The sequence below is a fragment of the Rhodoferax sp. genome (genome assembly GCF_012927445.1).
In the GTDB taxonomy this organism is placed as follows: Bacteria; Pseudomonadota; Gammaproteobacteria; order Burkholderiales; family Burkholderiaceae_C; genus Rhodoferax.
In genome coordinates, this window is sequence record NZ_JABBPD010000004.1 from 64,686 (window position 1) to 82,848 (window position 18,163).

Consider the following 18,163-nt stretch of genomic DNA (forward strand, 5'->3'; position numbering starts at 1 on the left):
TCAGATGACCAAGCTACTTGTCCGTCCTACGGCACTGTCCGACATCGATGCCCTGCTTAAACTGCAGGCGCAGGTTTACCCAACCATCGAGCCCTGGAAGCGAGACCAGCTGGTGCATCAACTAGAGATTTTTCCCGAAGGGCAACTCGTCGCGGTTCTGGGCGGGCGTCTTGTGGGCTGTGCAAGTTCACTGGTTATTTTGTGGGATGAGTGGGCAGAAGAACACTCCTGGAAGGAAATCACTGCGGCGGGTACTTTCAACACCCATAACCCGGCAGGCTTCACCCTCTATGGCGCCGAAGTTTTTGTCGACCCTCGGCTGCGCGGCAAGCGTTTGGGCCATGCGCTGTATGAAGGCCGACGCAAAATTTGCAAACAACTGAATCTACGACGCATCATTGCGTGCGGAAGGCTGCCTGGCTATCACGCCTTATCCCAAGAGATGTCCGTCGAACTCTATGCAAAAAAGATTCTTTGGGGAGATCTGGCTGATCCGGTGCTGAGCTTCCAGTTGCGGGAAGGATTTCGCTACTGCGGAATCATGCACGACTACTTGCCCGAAGACCATGAATCTTGCGGGCACGCTTCGCTGATTGCATGGATCAATCCAGACTATGACCCAACACAACCGACGGCCTTGCAGCGCGCAGCCCATGTGTCAACGGAGACTACACCATGAACACCACCGTGCGCATCGCGGCCGTACAGTACCTGTTGCGGTCCATCAATGACTGGGACGGTTTCGAAAATCAAGTTCGTTTTGTGATGAAAGCAGCTGGGGACTACAAGCCCCAGTTTGTGATGTTTCCGGAGATTTTCACCACACAGTTGCTGTCGTTCATGGACACCAGCGACTTGGGGCGCGCCGTGCGCAACATGAATGATTACACGGGTCGCTACATCGAGCTGTTTAAAGAGCTGGCGTCACATTGGAACGTTCACATCATTGGCGGCAGTCATCCCACCATTACCGATGGAAAATTACTGAACACGGCCTACCTATTTACACCAGAAGGCAAAGTATTTACCCAGAACAAGATTCACCTGACCCGCTGGGAAAGAGAAAAGTGGAAAGGTGACCCAGGCCACCACCTGAATGTGTTTGACACGCCCTTTGGCCGGATCAGCATCTTGATCTGCTATGACATCGAGTTTCCAGAGTTGTCGCGCATGGTGTGCGAACAGGGTGCTGACATTATTTTTGTCCCCTCCTGCACCGATGACCGGCAGGGTTTCTGGCGCGTCCGTTACTGCTGCCATGCTCGCGCCATCGAGAATCAAGTCTACGTTGCCGTGACGGGGACTGTCGGCAACCTGGCGGTTGAAGGGCTCGGCCTGCACTTTGGACAAGCAGCGATCATCACCCCGTCTGATTTTCCGTTCGCCCGCGATGGGATCGCGGCCGAGGGGGTTCTCAACATGGAGCAAATTGTCATTGCGGACGTTGATCTGGGCAAACTTGTGAACAACCGGGTGAACGGCACAACCATTCCCCTGTACGACAAGCGACTCGATGTCTATGACAATTCGGTTGAAATCATTTCGACCCGCTAACGGAACGTCTACCAGTTCAGGAAGAGGAGGCACGCTCAAGGCGCAGGCGACTGGCCGGAAAGACAATCGTGAAAATGGAGCCTTTGCCAGGGGTGCTCTCAATTTTGAACTCGGCACCATGACGTTGCGACACATGTTTGACAATCGCCAAGCCGAGTCCGGTACCACCCGTGTCACGCGAACGACTCCGGTCAACGCGGTAAAACCGTTCTGTCAGGCGCGGTATATGTTCGGGCGCGATTCCAGGGCCTGTATCCGACACCGAAAACTCGGCCCGACCATCGGGCAATACAAGCGTGCGCACATGAACTTCACCCCCTGTGGGCGTGTAGCGGATGGCATTACTCACCAGATTACTCATCGCACTAAGCAACTCATTGGGCGCGCCTGCAATCTGGCCTTCCAGCAAGGAAGCGAACTCCAGCTGGTGCAACCGGTCTGAAGACGGGTTTAACACAGCCGACAATGCACGGCCTTCCTGCTCAAGTTGCCGCATGAGCGCCGGCATAGACATCCACTCGGACACGCTGGGTGGCGGACTGCCCTCAAGACGCGAGAGGGTAAGCAGATCACTGACCAGCGTCTGCATACGTTCCGCCTGCTGGGCCATCAAGGCCAGATAACGCTCACGTTCCTCCTCGCTCAATGGCAGGGTTTGCAACGTTTCTACAAATCCACCCAACACCGTCAGTGGGGTTCGAATTTCATGGGAAACATTGGCAACAAAATCACGGCGCATGGCTTCCGCCTGCTCCAGTGCCGTGACATCGTGTGAAAGCAGCAGCAGCCGTCCCTCGCCATACGGGTGAAGATGCACTGACAATTTAACCGGTCGTGCAGGTGTGCTTTCACGGCCCGGCATCACAAGTTCACGCAAGTAATCATGACTTACAAAATAGCTGGCAAAGCCAGGGTCGCGGACCAAATTACTGAATTGCTGCAGCATGTCGCGCTGGGCGTCAAAACCAAAATGTGTTGCGGCCATCTGGTTGAACCACTCAATTTTTCCCTGTGAATCCATCAAAACAACGCCATTGGGCGAGGCCTGAAGAGCCGCCAAAAAATCCTGCAGCCGCTTCTGGCTGTCGCGCGTCATTTGCTCCCGGGACCGAATCAAGCGTCTGGTTCGGTCAGAAATTTCGCCCCACATTCCGGTGCGCATTGCAACATCGGAGGCATCCCCCACACGCAACCAGCGCAACAAGCGCAAGCTGCGATATAGATCCCAAATGAACCAGATTAGCGCACCGAGGACGACACCCAGCAAGACACCCAGCAGCTCGCTGGTGGCAACGTGCATGGACGAGACGGCATACCATCCGGCAAGTCCACCCACCAGCTGAAGCGCAATAAATGAAATAAATCGCCAGAACATGGTCAGGTCAATACGGCCAACAAATGGCAGCCGGTGTTTTTATGAATTAGACGCTGGCCTGCGAAGACGAGGCCAATGCCGATTGAGCCGTCAGCCGATAACCCGCTCCACGCACCGTTTCAATCATTTGCCCGGCAGTACTGCCCAAAGCTTCCCGCAAACGCTTGACATGAACATCAACCGTACGCTCTTCAATAAACACATGATCACCCCAGACCTTGTCCAGCAGCTGCGAACGGCTATGAACGCGCTCCGCATGATTCATCAGGTAGTGAAGCAGCTTGAACTCGGTAGGGCCCAGTTTCAGCATCTGCGCATTGAAGGACACGCGATAAGTGGAAGCATCGAGCAACAGAGCGCCAATTGAAACGACGCCCCCCACCTGTTCAGGGGCTCTTCGCCGGAGCACGGCACGAACTCTGGCCAGCAGTTCTTTGGTGGAAAATGGTTTGGCGATGTAATCGTCCGCCCCAGCGTCCAGACCGGCAACCCGATCCATCTCATCGCCACGGGCCGTCAACATGATGATGGGGACTTCCTTGGTACGAGGGTTCGCACGCCAGCGTTTGGCCAGCACCAATCCACTCTCACCAGGCAGCATCCAGTCCAGAAGGATGACGTCCGGCAACACCGCATCAAGTTCAAGCTGCGCTGACGCGCTGTCCATTGCCCATGTCGGACGAAAACCGTTGTGGCGTAGATTAACGGCAATGAGCTCGGCAATTGCCGGCTCATCTTCGACAATCAGGACGCCTGGCTGATGCCTCATTTCACCACCGATTCAATCTGTTCCATCGGGGTGTGGCGAACGTCGGCACCCTTCACCACATAAATGATGAACTCGGCAATATTTTTTGCATGATCGCCAATCCGCTCTATGGCTTTCGCCAGAAACAGCAGATCCAGGCTCGGCGAAATCATGCGCGGATCTTCCATCATATAGGTAATCAATTTGCGGACAAAACCATCGAATTCCTGGTCGATCAGATCGTCTTCTTTCAGAATGGACAGCGCTGCCGCGGTATCCAATCGCGCAAACGCATCAAGCGCTTTTCGCAATAAACCAGAAGCCATATCAGCCGCCACTCTCAACTCCAGGGAGGGCAACGAACGAGGCGAACCACTCTGAATAATTGAACGCACCATGCGGGCAATTTTCTCGGCCTCGTCACCAACCCGCTCCAGATTGGCCGTTGTTTTTGAGATCGCAATCAATAAGCGAAGATCCCGTGCCGTGGGCTGGCGACGCGCAATGATGCTGGAGAGCTCACGATCGATGTCGACCTCCATCGCATTGACGCGGGCCTCAGTTTCTGTGACCTGGTTCGCCACCTCGACACTGAATTGCGACAGGGCATGGATGGCCAGATGAATCTGCGACTCAACCAGACCGCCGAGCTCCATGACCCGGTTTGAAACGGCACTGAGTTCGCTGTCGAACTGGGTAGATAGATGTTTTTCAGGCATGGTGTCTCCTTAACCGAATCGGCCGGTAATGTAATCTTCTGTTTCCTTGCGCGTTGGCTTGAAAAACATTTGTTCAGTCGAACCAAACTCCATCAAGTCACCAAGGTACATGTACGCGGTGTAATCACTGCAACGTGCCGCCTGCTGCATGTTGTGGGTCACAATGACCACGGTGTAATCACTCTTCAGTTCAGTGATCAACTCCTCGATTTTGGCCGTAGAGATGGGGTCAAGTGCCGAACAGGGTTCATCCAGTAGCAAGACCTCTGGCTTGATGGCAATGCCGCGGGCAATACACAGACGCTGCTGCTGACCACCCGAGAGGCTGGAGCCATTCTGGTTCAGTTTTTCTTTTACTTCTGTCCACAAGGCCGCCTTGCGCAAAGCCCACTCAACGCGCTCTTCCATGTCTGTTGTATTGAGCGACTCGAACAGCTTGACGCCAAAAGCAATGTTGTCAAAGATCGACATCGGAAACGGCGTTGGTTTCTGGAAGACCATGCCAACTTTGGCACGCAACAGGGCGACGTCTTTTTTACTGGTCAACAGATTTTCGCCATCCAGCAAAATTTCGCCTTCAGCCCGCTGTTCAGGATACAACTCAAACATGCGATTAAACACACGCAACAAAGTAGATTTGCCACATCCAGATGGGCCAATGAAGGCGGTCACTTTGTTTTCAGGAATTTCCAGATTGATGTTCTTCAGCGCATGGAACTTTCCGTAATAGAAATCAAGATTTTTGACAGAAATCTTGGACCTTTCACGCGTTTCGATTGCAGTATTCACATTTGACATTTTTTCGTATCTTTAGTAGAAATTAACTCAGGCCTTGCTTCGAGTCAAAAGCCTGGCCAAAATATTGAGCGCCAGCACAGCAATCGTGATGATGAACACCCCCGCCCAAGCCAATTTTTGCCAGTTTTCGTACGGACTCATGGCGAACTTGAAAATTGTGACCGGCAAACTGGCCATTGGCTCACCCAGACTGGAGGTCCAGAACTGATTGCTCAGTGCAGTAAAAAGCAAGGGGGCCGTTTCACCTGCAATGCGAGCGACCGCCAGCAGCACACCGGTGACCACACCCGAACTGGCAGCCCGCAGAGTGATGCTCAAAATGACTTTCCATTTTGGCGCACCCAGTGCATACGCGGCTTCGCGCAAACCGGACGGAACCAGTTGCAACATGTTTTCCGTGGTGCGAATCACCACCGGAATGACTATCAGGGCTAGCGCCAGGATACCGGCATAACCAGAAAACGATTTAAAGCGCGTGACGATCACGGCATAAACAAACAGGCCAATCACAATGGACGGAGCTGACAACAAGATATCGTTGACAAAACGAGTCACAGAGGCGAGCCAACCTGTTGTATCAAATTCGGCCAGGTAAATGCCGGCCATGACGCCAATAGGCGTGCCTACAAACGTCGCCAGCACCACCATCAAAAAGGATCCGTAAATGGCGTTCGCCAGGCCACCCGCATCATTGGGCGGCGGCGTCATCTGGGTGAGCGTGTCAAGCGTCAGTCCGCCCACCCCCAAACGAATGGTCTCAAACAAAATCCAGCATAACCAGAACAAGCCAAACACCATGGCCATCAGCGACAGCGTCAGCGCAATGCGATTGACAAACTTGCGCTGCGCATACCGGGCTTGACGGACTTGCTCCAGCGCTGCCGACTGCAACAATAGCTCACTGGTTGTCATGTCTTGGCTCCTTCATTCTTTTTGAGCTGCGCCAGCAATATTTTGGAAAGGGTTAGCACTACGAAAGTGATAAAAAAGAGGACCAGACCAAGGTACATCAATGAGGCTTGGTGCAATCCTTCACCGGCTTCTGCAAACTCATTGGCCAGAGCCGAAGTGATGCTATTAGCGGCCTGAAACAGGCTTAATGAATCGAGTTGGTTGAAATTACCGATGACGAAAGTGACTGCCATGGTTTCACCAATTGCACGGCCAAGTCCCAGCATGATGCCGCCAATCACGCCCGCCTTGGTGTAAGGCAGTACCACCGTAGAAACGACCTCCCAGGTAGTGGCACCGAGACCATAGGCGGATTCTTTAAGGAGAGTCGGCGTGACCTCAAACACGTCGCGCATGACGGCCGCAATAAACGGAATGATCATGATGGCCAGAATAATGCCGGCAGACAAAATACCAATCCCGACCGGGGGACCAGAAACAAAGGCACCCAAATAGGGAACATCAGAAAACAAGGCCTGCAATGGCTGCTGCACATAGGTGGCCAAGATGGGGCCAAACACCAACAAACCCCACATGCCATACACGATGGAAGGAATTGCTGCCAATAATTCAATGGCAGTTCCCAGCGGGCGCTTGAGCCACGCAGGAGCGAGCTCCGTCAAAAATAAGGCGATGCCAAAACTCACCGGTACGGCAATCAGCAAAGCGATAAAGGACGTCATCAACGTCCCGTAGATCATGACCAGGCCACCAAACTCTTCCTTGACCGGATCCCAAGTGGTATTGACGAGAAAACCAAGGCCATATTTGCTGATGGCAGGCCAGGCACTGATGGTCAAAGACGCCAAAATGGCAATCAGCATGCCCAGCGTAAAGAGGGCCGCACCCTTGGCCAGCCAGCCAAAGATGCGATCGGCCATGGGACCCGAGCGGGCCGATTTCAAAGAAGGAGGATTGGTCATTGCACGTCCGGAAGACTTGGCAGATTGGTTAATTTGTATCAGGTTCGCCGGAAGTGTGGTTGACACGCGCCTACTCCTTGAAAAAGTTTGGGTTATTTACAAACCACTTACTTCAATGCCACTGGCTTGCCTGCGGCGTCTGTCACATGACTCCAAGCCTTTTCAATTGAACCGATCACATTACTGGGCATGGCAACGTAATCCAGATCACTTGCGAACTTGTCGCCGTTCTTGTAGGCCCAAGTGAAGAACTTGAAGGTTTCCGTGGCATTGGCCGGCTTGTCCTGCTTGACATGCATCAAGATGAAGGTTGCCGTTGAAATTGGCCATGCTTTCTTGCCAGGCTGGTCGGTAATAAGCTGATAAAAGGACTTGTTCCAATCAGCGCCAGCAGCGGCCGCTTTGAACGCATCTTCATCAGGCGCCACAAATGCACCATCCTTGTTCTTCAACAGCGTGTAAGTCATCTTGTTTTGCTTGACATACGAATACTCGACATAACCAATCGAGTTGGGCAAGCGGTTTACAAATGCAGCCACGCCTTCATTGCCCTTGCCACCAGCACCTACCGGCCAGTTCACTGCTGTACCTTCACCAACCTTGGCCTTCCACTCTGGATGAACGCGGCTTAGATAGTTAGTGAAGTTGAATGTAGTTCCCGAACCATCTGCACGGCGAACCGGCGCAATAGTGGCATCCGGTAACGCCAGAGCAGGGTTCAACGCTTTAATGGCTGCGTCATTCCACTTGGTAATCTTGCCGAGGTAAATATCACCCAGCACTTGGCCGTCAAGCTTCATCTGACCCGGGGCAATACCCTTGATGTTGATGACAGGCACAGTTCCACCAATCACGGTGGGGAACTGTATCTGTCCTTTGGCCTTGAGCACCTCGTCTGTGAGAGGCATATCTGAAGCGCCAAAGTCGACCGTTTTGGAGTCAATCTGTTTGATACCGGCACCAGATCCAACTGATTGGTAGTTGATCTTCACGCCGGTTGCTTTGTGGTATTCCGAAGCCCACTTCGAATACAACGGGGCCGGGAAGCTGGCGCCAGCGCCGGTGATTTCCTGGGCACTGGCCAAATTAATGTATGACAGAGAGGCAATGCCAGCCATGCTGATCAGGGCTAATTTAAAACCTGTTCTCATCGATTTACCTTTGGAGTTAAGTTACTTGAAAGATCTTGTCTAAATGACTTTCCAAATATAAGAAGATTTTGTGACAGTAACGTGACATTTTTCCACATCTTCCAGCCTCCGGAACAACACCGGCGTCGAGATTCTCCTTCTTTTGTCACAAAAAAGACACGAATACTTCTTATCTTTGCAGGTTGATTCAAATAATTGTTTAGGACTCCAGCTTTGACCTTCAATGACGACGAATTGCTCCGGCGCATCAGGCCTGATCCGGCTGACTCATGGGTTGAAGAGTTCAAACTAGAACAAGAAGACCGCAATCCGGACGAACTGTTCAGCAGGTTAATTGTGACTTCATCGGTTCAGCACAAAGAAAGCCATCGCCCGCATTTCCGCAAGTTGTTCCGCATCGACCGAACTCGTCAAACGGCAGCATTGGGTGGTCATTTTGTTTGAATGCCGCGCAGGTGCCGCCACGTGAGCACCTTGAAAATTATGCGAGTCAGCCCATCTCGCAAGAAATTCGGATGCCTGACATTTATTTAAGTCTACGGATTACCCATGACGTTTTACCCCAAAAAATGATGACTTGCCCTTCACTTTTAACTCGCCGCAACATCTTGCGCGGCACGATAGGTCTGGCCGCATGTGCGGCGGCGCCCGTTTGGCCGCAGACGAGCAAATCTTCTGGGATTGGACGCACCCTCGTGGTTGCCCAGATCGTGGACAACACCGCCAGCCAGCTGGATGTATCCAGAGACTTCTTGATCGGGTCCCGCGCGGCGTGGCAAGGCATCAATGCCAAAGGCGGTATTAACGGGCGCATCATCCAACATTTAACTCTGGAGGTCGACGGCAGTTCCGCTAGCATGCGTGTGGCTCTTGATGTGATCAAAAAAACGCCAAACTGTGTGGTCTTGTCCGGTACCGCTGGAGACCGTGCCGCCAGCCAACTCGTCGCATTGTTGCGCCAAGATCAGCACAACATTGCCCACGTTGCACCCTGGCTTCAAAACTCAGACCTGGATGGGGACAATCGCACGTTCCCGATTTTTGCATCCCGTCAGGACCAAATAGCACAAGCACTGAAATCGTTGGCCATCATGAGTGTGCCCGAGCTCGGCGCCATCTACGCGTCTGCGCAAGAGTACACCCGGTACCGTGACGATGTAGAGCGGGCGAGCTCCGCCTTGAAAATCAAACTTAAGTCTTACAAGCCCACTGGGGATCTGGCGCTGCTGGGGAAAAGCCTGACGCCTGACACGCCCCGAATACTGCTTTTCATAGGCGGTACACCAGAACTTGTTCAGTTTACGCAGGGCATCGACAAGCAGGCCCAGCAACGCTATGTGGTCGCCTTGGCCGATGTAAACCTGCAGACCATGCTGCAAATGGGGGCCGCACGCCTGACACCCGTCATGGCCACGCAAGTTGTACCGATGGTTAACGCCTCATTGCCTATCGTTAAACAATATCGAGAGACACTCGCGCGCCTTTATGACGAACCACCTACACCGCAGAGTCTGGCAGGCTACATCGCTGCGCGCTATACCAGTGAAGTGTTGAATACCGTGGAAGGTATCCCCACGCGGCAAAGTACGTTGCAGACATTTCAACGACGCAACACGGTTGATGTGAACGGGTTTCGTGTCAGCTTTAATGCGCAAGGCCGAAGCGGATCGTACGTCACGCAAAGCATGATCACCCCCGACGGACGGATTGTTGGCTGAAACTAGGGTTGCTTCTGCCCGTTCATAGCCAACCTCAACTGTGGCAATAAAGCCTGCATGGCCACCCGACCCGCTTGAATTGCGCGGCGGCGCGCACCAAAATCAGAGCTACCAACACCGATCAATGCGGGCCGCACCACGACGTCGGCTTCACGCAACTCATAGTTATTGATACTCTTACTCATGATGGAAAAAGTTTGCATCAAGATTTGCAGGGTGTCGCTTGCGGCATTTGCTTCCGGGGCACTGGAGATATCAACGGCAATAATCAGTTCCGCGCCCATTTGTCGGGCGTAACGCACCGGCACCGGCGACACCAGCCCACCGTCTACATATTCATGCCCAGCTATTTTGACGGGCTGAAACAAGGCGGGCACTGCACTCGATGCCCGCACGGCGGTGGCCGCATCTCCACGCTGAAACAGCACACCCTGACCGCTGTTCAAGTCAGTTGCCACAATGCCTAATAACAAAGGCATGTTCTCAATCAGCCGACCATTGACCTGCACACTGACATAACGCGCCAAAGCCTCGCCGCGCAACATGCCACGACTAAAAATAGGCAAAGTCCAGTCTGTAAAAGTGGCCTCTTCCATGGTTTCGGCAACTTTTTGCAACTGGGTTCCGGTCTTGCCACTGGCATAGATGGCAGCGACCAAGCTTCCGGCAGAGGTCCCCACGACGAGGCTGGGGTGTATACCGGCTTCTTCCAACACTTGAATCACACCAATATGGGCAAAACCCCGGGCGGCACCACCACCCAGTGCCAACCCGATTCTCAAAGGTTTTTTAGGTTCGCCCTGCAGCACCGGGAGTGCATCTGCGGGCATCGTTGGCTTGGGCCCAGAGGCACAACCGACCAGCAGCATGACCGCCAACACCATCGGCAAGCAATTGAATTTCGTATCGATCAAAGTCATTTGTTGCGAATAATTCGCATTTGTATTAATATTAAGCCACTATTTTTTTCAAAACGGAATGACATATGTTCAAAAAATACATCCCCGTTGCATGCGCTATTTTGCTCGCTTGCACAACCGCATCGGCGCAAGACCAAGTTCTGAATATCTATTCAGCGCGACATTACCCAACGGACGAAGCGCTCTACACCAACTTCAGCAAAGCCACGGGCATCAAGATAAATCGAGTCGATGCAGATGATGCGGGTATTCTTGCGCGCCTCAAAGCGGAAGGCACCGCATCCCCTGCTGACGTGATTCTTCTAGTGGACGCTGCGCGCTTGTGGAAAGGGGAAATTGAAGGACTGTTCCAGCCCGTAAAGTCCAAACTCCTGAACGACGCCATCCCTGTTAACCTGCGCGGCAAGGCCACGGCTGACGGAGCATCCCCCTGGTTTGGCTTTTCAACCCGCGCCCGTGTCATTGTTTACAACAAAGTAAAAATTCAAAAAGAAGATGTAGACACCTACGAAGAATTGGGTGATCCGAAAAACAAGGGCAAACTCTGCATTCGCTCTGGCTCACACCCCTACAACCTGTCCCTGTTTGGCGCCGTGCTTGAGCATCTTGGCGAGGTAAAAACGGAGGCTTGGCTCAAAGGCATGGTCAGTAACATGGCTCGCGCCCCCAAAGGCGGCGACACCGATCAGATCAAAGCAGTTGCGGCGGGTGAATGTGGCATCGCCGTGAGCAATACCTACTACCTCGCCCGAATCATGCGTTCAGACAAACCCGAAGACAAAGCCATCATGGACCATGTGGGCGTGGTTTTCCCAAATCAAGCATCTTGGGGCACACACGTCAATATCGCTGGCGGAGCTGTGGCTAAAAACGCCAAACATCCCGACAACGCCATCAAATTTCTGGAATACCTGGCCAGCGCACAAGCACAAGACCATTTTGCCAATGGCAACAACGAATGGCCGGCGGCTAAAGGCGTCAAAATAAATAACCCAGCGCTGATGGCGATGACAGGCGGCAGCTTCAAAAACGAAACTATTCCTATCAGTGCGGTGGGGATGAATCAGGTCAGGGTTCAGCAAATGCTCGACCGTGTCGGCTTCAAGTAACGCGGAAGAAACTTACAGCGCACAAATAAGAGGGGTTCTTCTGGTCATCTGAAAGATGGCCAGAAGAACCCAAGTAGATCTGGATTTCTTTGTTGAGCGTGGATGCAAAACATCCACGCTCAACTTTCATCTTAGCCCGCCGTTGCCGCTTGCACTTCAGGCTTGGACTTACCCTCTTTTTTGGGCAAGGGTTGAATATCCAGCAACACTTCGGTCTTGCTTTCATCCTTATCATCCAAGTCAACGGTCAACCGCCCCCCTTCGGTCAGGCGACCAAAGAGTAATTCATCGGCCAAGGCCCGTCGAATCGTGTCCTGAATCAGGCGCTGCATCGGACGCGCGCCCATCAGTGGATCAAAGCCCTTCTTGGCCAAGTGTTTGCGCAGCTTGTCGGTGAAAGTGACATCGACCTTTTTGTCAGCCAACTGTGCTTCCAATTGCAGCAAGAACTTATCGACCACCCGCATGATGACCACTTCATCCAAGGCTTTGAAGCTGACAACGGCATCCAGCCGATTCCGGAACTCGGGCGTGAACAGACGCTTGATGTCCGCCATTTCGTCACCCGCTTCGCGGATATTGGTGAATCCCATGACCGTCTTGTTGATGGCCTCTGCACCGGCGTTCGTCGTCATGATGATTATGACGTTACGGAAGTCGGCTTTACGGCCGTTGTTATCGGTCAAGGTGCCGTGGTCCATGACCTGCAACAACACATTGAAGATATCCGGATGCGCTTTTTCGATTTCATCGAGCAAAAGAACACAGTGCGGCTTCTTGGTGACGGCTTCGGTGAGCAGACCACCCTGATCAAACCCAACGTAGCCCGGTGGCGCACCAATCAAGCGGCTCACCGCATGGCGTTCCATGTACTCGCTCATGTCAAAGCGAATCAGGTCAATGCCCATGATGTAAGCCAACTGCTTGGCGGCCTCAGTCTTGCCGACCCCGGTTGGACCACTGAACAGGAAAGAGCCAATCGGCTTGTCGCCCTTGCCAAGACCAGAGCGCGCCATCTTCACGGCTGATGCCAGCATGTCAATGGCCTTGTCCTGACCGAACACCACATTTTTGAGATCCCGCTCCAGCGTCTTGAGCTTGCCGCGATCATCATTGGACACATTGGCGGGAGGAATGCGGGCGATTTTTGCCACAATTTCCTCTACCTCGGTCTTGCTGATGATTTTCTTGCGTTTGGACGGCGGCAAAATGCGTTGCGCGGCGCCCGCTTCATCGATCACATCAATGGCCTTGTCCGGCAGGTGGCGGTCATTGATGTACTTGGCGCTCAGTTCTGCCGCAGCCTGCAATGCCGCCACGGCGTATTTGACGTTGTGATGCTCTTCAAAACGAGATTTGAGACCTTTGAGAATTTCCACGGTCTGCTCAATGGTGGGCTCGACCACATCAACCTTCTGGAAACGACGGGACAGTGCGGCATCCTTCTCAAAGATCCCACGGTATTCGGTAAACGTCGTTGCACCGATGCATTTAAGCGCACCCGAACTCAATCCTGGCTTGAGCAGATTGGAGGCATCCAGCGTGCCACCCGATGCCGCGCCCGCCCCAATCAGGGTGTGAATTTCATCAATGAACAAAACGGCATTCGGCTTGTCCTTGAGGGACTTCAACACGCCTTTGAGGCGCTGCTCAAAGTCACCCCGGTATTTGGTACCGGCCAGCAAAGCGCCCATATCAAGCGAATAAACGATTGAATCGGCCAAGATTTCAGGCACTTCTTTTTGCGTGATGCGCCAAGCCAAGCCCTCTGCAATGGCGGTCTTGCCAACGCCGGCCTCACCAACCAGCAACGGGTTGTTCTTGCGGCGACGGCACAAAATCTGGATCACGCGCTCAACTTCATACTCGCGCCCAATCAGCGGGTCAATTTTGCCGTCTTTGGCAAGCTGATTCAGGTTGACTGTGTATTGCTCAAGCGGTGATGCCTTCTCATTTTTCTCAGCTACACCTTCTTCGCTTTCGGCTTGACTCTCGCCCGATTTGGTTGGCTCTGGCGGATCGCTTTTCTTGATGCCGTGCGCAATGAAATTCACCACATCCAGTCGGGTCACGCCCTGCTGATGCAGGTAATACACGGCATGCGAATCTTTTTCGCCAAATATGGCCACCAGCACATTGGCGCCGGTGACTTCTTTTTTGCCGCTGCCGGTGGACTGCACATGCATGATGGCGCGCTGAATCACACGCTGAAACCCCAAGGTGGGCTGCGTGTCAACGTCGTCGGAACCGGCCACCTGAGGGGTGTTGTCCTTGATGAAGTTTGCCAACGACTTGCGCAAATCGTCAATATTGGCGGAACAAGCCCGCAACACTTCAGCTGCACTGGGGTTGTCCAGCAAGGCGAGCAGCAAATGCTCCACCGTGATGAACTCATGACGCTGCTGGCGCGCCTCAACAAATGCCATATGAAGGCTGACTTCCAATTCTTGGGCAATCATGTGATTTCCTTTTTAGCCTTGCTGTGATGATTAACTGTAATCTGATTTCAATATCTATTCCAGACAGATGACATCATCTGCCTAGAAATCAACGGGCTCACTGATGCATTTCAACGGATGCCCCGCCTTCGCGGCTGCATCCAGGACCTGATCTACCTTGGTGGCGGCTACATCTTTGGAATAAACCCCACAAACGCCTTTCCCATCCAGATGAATCTTGAGCATGATCTGCGTGGCGGCCTCTAGATCTTTACCAAAAAACTCCTGAATCACCACCACCACAAATTCCATCGGGGTGTAGTCGTCATTGAGCATGGCGACCTGGTACATCTGCGGTGGCTGAACCTTCTGCGTTCGCCTCTCAAGCACAACGGAGTCACCATCATCCCGCTCTGGTTGGCGGACCGGCGGAACAGGTGGAATTACGGGAGATTTGGTTACCATGATTTCATTCTATCGAGGGTACCGAAGCACTGCAGTGCCCAGGTGAATTGGTGACGGTTTTTCTACATTCAAGCAGTAGCAACAAAAAAACCGCTCAAAGCCATCAAGCCAGAGCGGTTTGGATGCTGGCGAGGTCAAACCTTGCCAGTAGCAGTCAGACTGCGTTTACATGTTGTCGATCATCACCTGACCGAAACCGGAACAGCTGACTTGCGTCGCACCGTCCATCAAACGAGCAAAGTCATACGTAACTTTCTTGCTGTTGATGGATTTTTTCATCGAACTGATGATCAGGTCGGCCGCTTCAATCCAGCCCATATGACGCAGCATCATCTCGGCGGAGAGAATCTCGGAACCGGGGTTTACATAGTCTTTGCCAGCATATTTTGGTGCCGTGCCGTGGGTGGCTTCAAAGCAGGCAATGGTGTCGCTCAGATTCGCACCGGGTGCAATGCCAATACCGCCGACTTGGGCCGCCAAAGCATCGGACACGTAATCGCCGTTCAGGTTCAAGGTGGCAATCACGCTGTATTCAGCAGGACGAAGCAGGATTTGTTGCAAGAACGCGTCTGCGATGCTGTCCTTGACAATAATGTCCTTGCCTGTCTTCGGGTTTTTGAATTTGCACCATGGTCCGCCGTCGATCAACTCGGCGCCGAATTCTTTTTGTGCCAATCCATAGGCCCAATCACGGAAGCCACCTTCGGTGTACTTCATGATGTTGCCTTTGTGGACAATGGTCAGGCTGGATTTGTCATTGTCAATGGTGTACTGCAAGGCCTTGCGCACCAGACGCTCGGTGCCTTCACGTGAGACAGGTTTGATGCCAATACCGGAGGTATTGGGGAAACGGATCTTGGTGACGCCCATTTCATCTTGCAGAAACTTGATCAGTTTCTTGGCCTTGTCTGACTCAGCCTCGAACTCGATACCGGCATAGATGTCTTCCGAATTTTCACGGAAGATCACCATATTGGTCTTCTGTGGCTCTTTCACCGGGCTGGGCACGCCGTCAAAATACTGGATGGGGCGCAAGCAGACATACAGATCAAGCTCTTGGCGCATGGCCACATTCAACGAACGGATACCACCGCCGACAGGGGTTGTCAGCGGACCCTTGATGGACACCACATACTCACGCAGGGCTTGCAGCGTTTCGGCGGGCAACCACACATCAGGACCGTAAACCTTGGTGGACTTTTCACCCGCATAGACTTCCATCCAATGGATGGCTTTCTTGCCAGCGTAGGCCTTGGCGACCGCAGCATCCACCACCTTCATCATCACGGGGGTTATATCCGCGCCAGTGCCATCACCTTCAATGAACGGAATGATCGGCTGATCAGGCACATTCAGTGACAAGTCATCATTGACGGTAATTTTTTGGCCTTGTGAAGGGACTTTGATGTGCTGATACATGGGCTTAAATCTCCGTTGATTGGTTTAATTTGCGCTATTTTTTTGGTGCCGGAACTAATCTAAAACTGTGGTTTCAGACTGATTCTGAGGCGCTTTTCAATTTTAGTCCCAAAAAATTACTGTTTTCTGTCAACCCGGGACAAACCAACCCCGTTACGGAAAAGCCTCTCAGAAAATGGGAGGAACTTTTTGAAATAACGTTATCTCAAGGAAATTTAAAATGAACAAACTTCTTGCTGCTTTGGTTGCTGGTCTCTTTGCTGCTGGCGCTTTCGCCGCTGACGCTCCTGCTGCTGCACCTGCTAAAGCCGCTGCACCTGCTGCCGCTGTAGCACCTGCTGCTGCTCCCGCCAAAGCCGCAGTTGTAGCGCCTGCTGCTGCCGCTTCTGATGCCGCACCCGCCAAGGCGGATGCCAAAGCTGCTAAAGCCGAAAAAGCCGCTGCCGCTAAAGTAGCTAAAGCTGAAAAGGCCGCTGCTGCTAAAGCCGCTAAGGCCGAAAAAGCTGCCGCTGCCAAAGCTGCTAAAGCTGAAAAAGCCGCTGCTGCCAAGGCCGCTAAAGCCGAAGCCGCTCCTGCCAAGAAGGCCGCTGCTTCCGCCCCTGCTGCTGCCGTGAAAGAAGATGCCAAGAAGTAATTCTTGACGCCTTGATCGAAATGCCCGCTGATGCGGGCATTTTTTTGTCTGAATTTTTTTGATAGTTGCGTCAGAATCAAGCCATGAAACACATTGCAATCGGACTTCTCAGCCTGGCAGCCGCTTTCGGCAACTTAAGCCACGCGCAAAATGCGCCACAGACGGATCTGCAACGCATCAAACTCTCGGCCGGCATGCACTTGATCGACACACAAGTGGCCGCATCCCCGGAACAACGATCCACCGGGCTGATGTTCCGCAAGGAGATGCCCCAGTCGGAAGGCATGTTGTTCGTCTTTGAACAAGCCACGACCCAGTGTTTCTGGATGAAAAACACGCTGCTACCCCTGACCGCCGCCTTTGTGGCGGACGATGGCACCATCGTCAACCTGGCCGATATGAAGCCGCAAACAACCGAATCACACTGCTCGGCGCAGCCGGTCCGTTACGTACTGGAAATGAACCAGGGCTGGTTCGGGAAAAAAGGCATCAAGGCCGGTTTCAAGCTGGCTGGCAAACCGTTTGAGACCCAATAACGCTATATTTTAGATAGCACATCCCGCTTCATTAACGCGGGTCAGAGGTCGATAGACATAAAAAAGCAACCGTGAAGGTGGCTTTTTGGATTCAAGCAAACTTAGGCAAAGTTGGCTTCGGCAAAGCTCCAGTTCACCAGCTTTTCAAGGAAAGTCTCGACATACTTGGGACGCATGTTGCGGTAGTCGATGTAGTAAGCGTGTTCCCACACGTCAACCGTCAGCAGGGCCTTGTCAGCGGTGGTCAATGGCGTGCCAGCGGCACCCATGTTGACGAGGTCCACCGAACCGTCCGCCTTCTTGACCAGCCAAGTCCAGCCGGAACCGAAGTTGCCCACGGCCGACTTGACGAAGGCTTCCTTGAACGCGGCGTAGGTGCCCCACTTGGCGTTGATCGCGGCCGCCAGCGCGCCGGTAGGCTCGCCACCGCCGTTGGGCTTCATGCAGTTCCAGAAAAAGGTGTGGTTCCAGATTTGGGCCGAATTGTTGTAGATGCCACCAGTGGACTTCTTGATGATCTCTTCCAGCGTCATGGCCTCGAACTCGGTGCCCTTTTGCAGGTTATTGAGGTTGACCACATAAGCATTGTGGTGCTTGCCATGGTGATACTCCAGGGTTTCCTGAGAGCAGCTCGGGGCCAGGGCGTCAATCGCATAAGGCAGGGGGGGCAGAGTGTGTTCCATGATGTCCTCGTGAGTTTGTTGT

19 protein-coding genes are annotated in these 18,163 nt (G+C 53.0%); 6 read left to right on the forward strand and 13 right to left on the reverse strand.

Annotated features, from left to right (window positions below):
- The first annotated feature begins 4 nt into the window (after positions 1–4).
- Both HHJ17_RS05735 and HHJ17_RS05740 read left to right on the forward strand, forming a co-directional pair.
- Positions 5–679, forward strand: coding sequence for a GNAT family N-acetyltransferase (locus tag HHJ17_RS05735; protein ID WP_296498806.1), 675 nt, complete (start codon positions 5–7; stop codon positions 677–679).
- Positions 676–1,554: a carbon-nitrogen hydrolase family protein gene (locus HHJ17_RS05740; protein ID WP_296498809.1), complete on the forward strand. Its 879-nt coding sequence runs from the start codon at positions 676–678 to the stop codon at positions 1,552–1,554. Before HHJ17_RS05735 ends, HHJ17_RS05740 begins: the two co-directional genes overlap by 4 nt.
- Positions 1,555–1,570: 16 nt before the next feature.
- Here HHJ17_RS05740 and phoR read toward each other — a convergent pair whose 3' ends face one another.
- The 7 genes from phoR to pstS all read right to left on the reverse strand — a co-directional run bounded on the left by phoR (position 1,571) and on the right by pstS (position 8,219).
- The gene (phoR, locus tag HHJ17_RS05745; protein ID WP_296498811.1) at positions 1,571–2,929 is read right to left on the reverse strand and encodes a phosphate regulon sensor histidine kinase PhoR; all 1,359 of its coding nucleotides are present in this window, start codon (positions 2,927–2,929) and stop codon (positions 1,571–1,573) included.
- A 46-nt stretch (positions 2,930–2,975) separates the two neighbouring features.
- Positions 2,976–3,698, reverse strand: coding sequence for a phosphate regulon transcriptional regulator PhoB (gene phoB, locus HHJ17_RS05750; RefSeq protein WP_296498813.1), 723 nt, complete (start codon positions 3,696–3,698; stop codon positions 2,976–2,978).
- Positions 3,695–4,396, reverse strand: coding sequence for a phosphate signaling complex protein PhoU (gene phoU, locus HHJ17_RS05755; protein ID WP_296498815.1), 702 nt, complete (start codon positions 4,394–4,396; stop codon positions 3,695–3,697). The genes phoB and phoU overlap by 4 nt, the downstream gene beginning before the upstream one ends.
- Before the next feature lie 9 nt (positions 4,397–4,405).
- The gene (pstB, locus tag HHJ17_RS05760; protein WP_296498818.1) at positions 4,406–5,185 is read right to left on the reverse strand and encodes a phosphate ABC transporter ATP-binding protein PstB; all 780 of its coding nucleotides are present in this window, start codon (positions 5,183–5,185) and stop codon (positions 4,406–4,408) included.
- 36 nt (positions 5,186–5,221) lie between these two features.
- Entirely contained in the window at positions 5,222–6,106 is an 885-nt protein-coding gene (pstA, locus tag HHJ17_RS05765) for a phosphate ABC transporter permease PstA (RefSeq protein ID WP_296498820.1), read from the reverse strand.
- Positions 6,103–7,068, reverse strand: coding sequence for a phosphate ABC transporter permease subunit PstC (gene pstC, locus HHJ17_RS05770; protein WP_296499111.1), 966 nt, complete (start codon positions 7,066–7,068; stop codon positions 6,103–6,105). Before pstC ends, pstA begins: the two co-directional genes overlap by 4 nt.
- Before the next feature lie 107 nt (positions 7,069–7,175).
- On the reverse strand, positions 7,176–8,219 hold the full coding sequence (pstS, locus tag HHJ17_RS05775) for a phosphate ABC transporter substrate-binding protein PstS (RefSeq protein WP_296498822.1): 1,044 nt from the start codon (positions 8,217–8,219) through the stop codon (positions 7,176–7,178).
- 213 nt (positions 8,220–8,432) lie between these two features.
- Here pstS and HHJ17_RS05780 point away from each other — a divergent pair, with 213 nt between their 5' ends.
- Both HHJ17_RS05780 and HHJ17_RS05785 read left to right on the forward strand, forming a co-directional pair.
- On the forward strand, positions 8,433–8,663 hold the full coding sequence (locus HHJ17_RS05780; protein WP_296498825.1) for a hypothetical protein: 231 nt from the start codon (positions 8,433–8,435) through the stop codon (positions 8,661–8,663).
- A gap of 71 nt (positions 8,664–8,734) precedes the next feature.
- The gene (locus tag HHJ17_RS05785) at positions 8,735–9,937 is read left to right on the forward strand and encodes an ABC transporter substrate-binding protein (RefSeq protein WP_296498827.1); all 1,203 of its coding nucleotides are present in this window, start codon (positions 8,735–8,737) and stop codon (positions 9,935–9,937) included.
- Positions 9,938–9,939: 2 nt separating this feature from the next.
- Here HHJ17_RS05785 and HHJ17_RS05790 read toward each other — a convergent pair whose 3' ends face one another.
- Positions 9,940–10,767, reverse strand: coding sequence for a patatin-like phospholipase family protein (locus tag HHJ17_RS05790; protein WP_296499114.1), 828 nt, complete (start codon positions 10,765–10,767; stop codon positions 9,940–9,942).
- A gap of 155 nt (positions 10,768–10,922) precedes the next feature.
- On the opposite strand from HHJ17_RS05790, the gene HHJ17_RS05795 reads away from it, so the two are divergent.
- Positions 10,923–11,966, forward strand: coding sequence for an extracellular solute-binding protein (locus HHJ17_RS05795; protein ID WP_296498830.1), 1,044 nt, complete (start codon positions 10,923–10,925; stop codon positions 11,964–11,966).
- A gap of 131 nt (positions 11,967–12,097) precedes the next feature.
- On the opposite strand, the gene clpA is transcribed toward HHJ17_RS05795, so the two are convergent.
- The 4 genes from clpA to HHJ17_RS05815 form a co-directional block, all read right to left on the reverse strand.
- Positions 12,098–14,425 (reverse strand): ATP-dependent Clp protease ATP-binding subunit ClpA, encoded by a 2,328-nt coding sequence (gene clpA / locus HHJ17_RS05800; RefSeq protein WP_296498833.1) that lies wholly within the window; start codon positions 14,423–14,425, stop codon positions 12,098–12,100.
- 81 nt (positions 14,426–14,506) lie between these two features.
- Positions 14,507–14,869 carry an ATP-dependent Clp protease adapter ClpS gene (gene clpS, locus HHJ17_RS05805; protein ID WP_296498834.1) on the reverse strand — a complete coding sequence of 121 codons (363 nt, stop codon included), beginning with the start codon at positions 14,867–14,869 and terminating at the stop codon, positions 14,507–14,509.
- A gap of 165 nt (positions 14,870–15,034) precedes the next feature.
- A complete protein-coding gene (gene icd / locus HHJ17_RS05810; protein ID WP_296498837.1) occupies positions 15,035–16,288 on the reverse strand; it encodes an NADP-dependent isocitrate dehydrogenase in 1,254 nt (417 codons plus the stop codon).
- Positions 16,289–16,456: 168 nt separating this feature from the next.
- Positions 16,457–17,002 (reverse strand): hypothetical protein, encoded by a 546-nt coding sequence (locus HHJ17_RS05815; RefSeq protein WP_296505220.1) that lies wholly within the window; start codon positions 17,000–17,002, stop codon positions 16,457–16,459.
- A 3-nt stretch (positions 17,003–17,005) separates the two neighbouring features.
- Between HHJ17_RS05815 and HHJ17_RS05820 the strand changes: the two genes are divergently transcribed.
- On the forward strand, positions 17,006–17,458 hold the full coding sequence (locus HHJ17_RS05820; protein ID WP_296498843.1) for a DUF192 domain-containing protein: 453 nt from the start codon (positions 17,006–17,008) through the stop codon (positions 17,456–17,458).
- Positions 17,459–17,559: 101 nt separating this feature from the next.
- Here the strand turns inward: HHJ17_RS05820 and HHJ17_RS05825 are convergent, their stop codons facing one another.
- On the reverse strand, positions 17,560–18,141 hold the full coding sequence (locus HHJ17_RS05825) for a Fe-Mn family superoxide dismutase (RefSeq protein ID WP_296498845.1): 582 nt from the start codon (positions 18,139–18,141) through the stop codon (positions 17,560–17,562).
- Positions 18,142–18,163 lie beyond the last annotated feature (22 nt).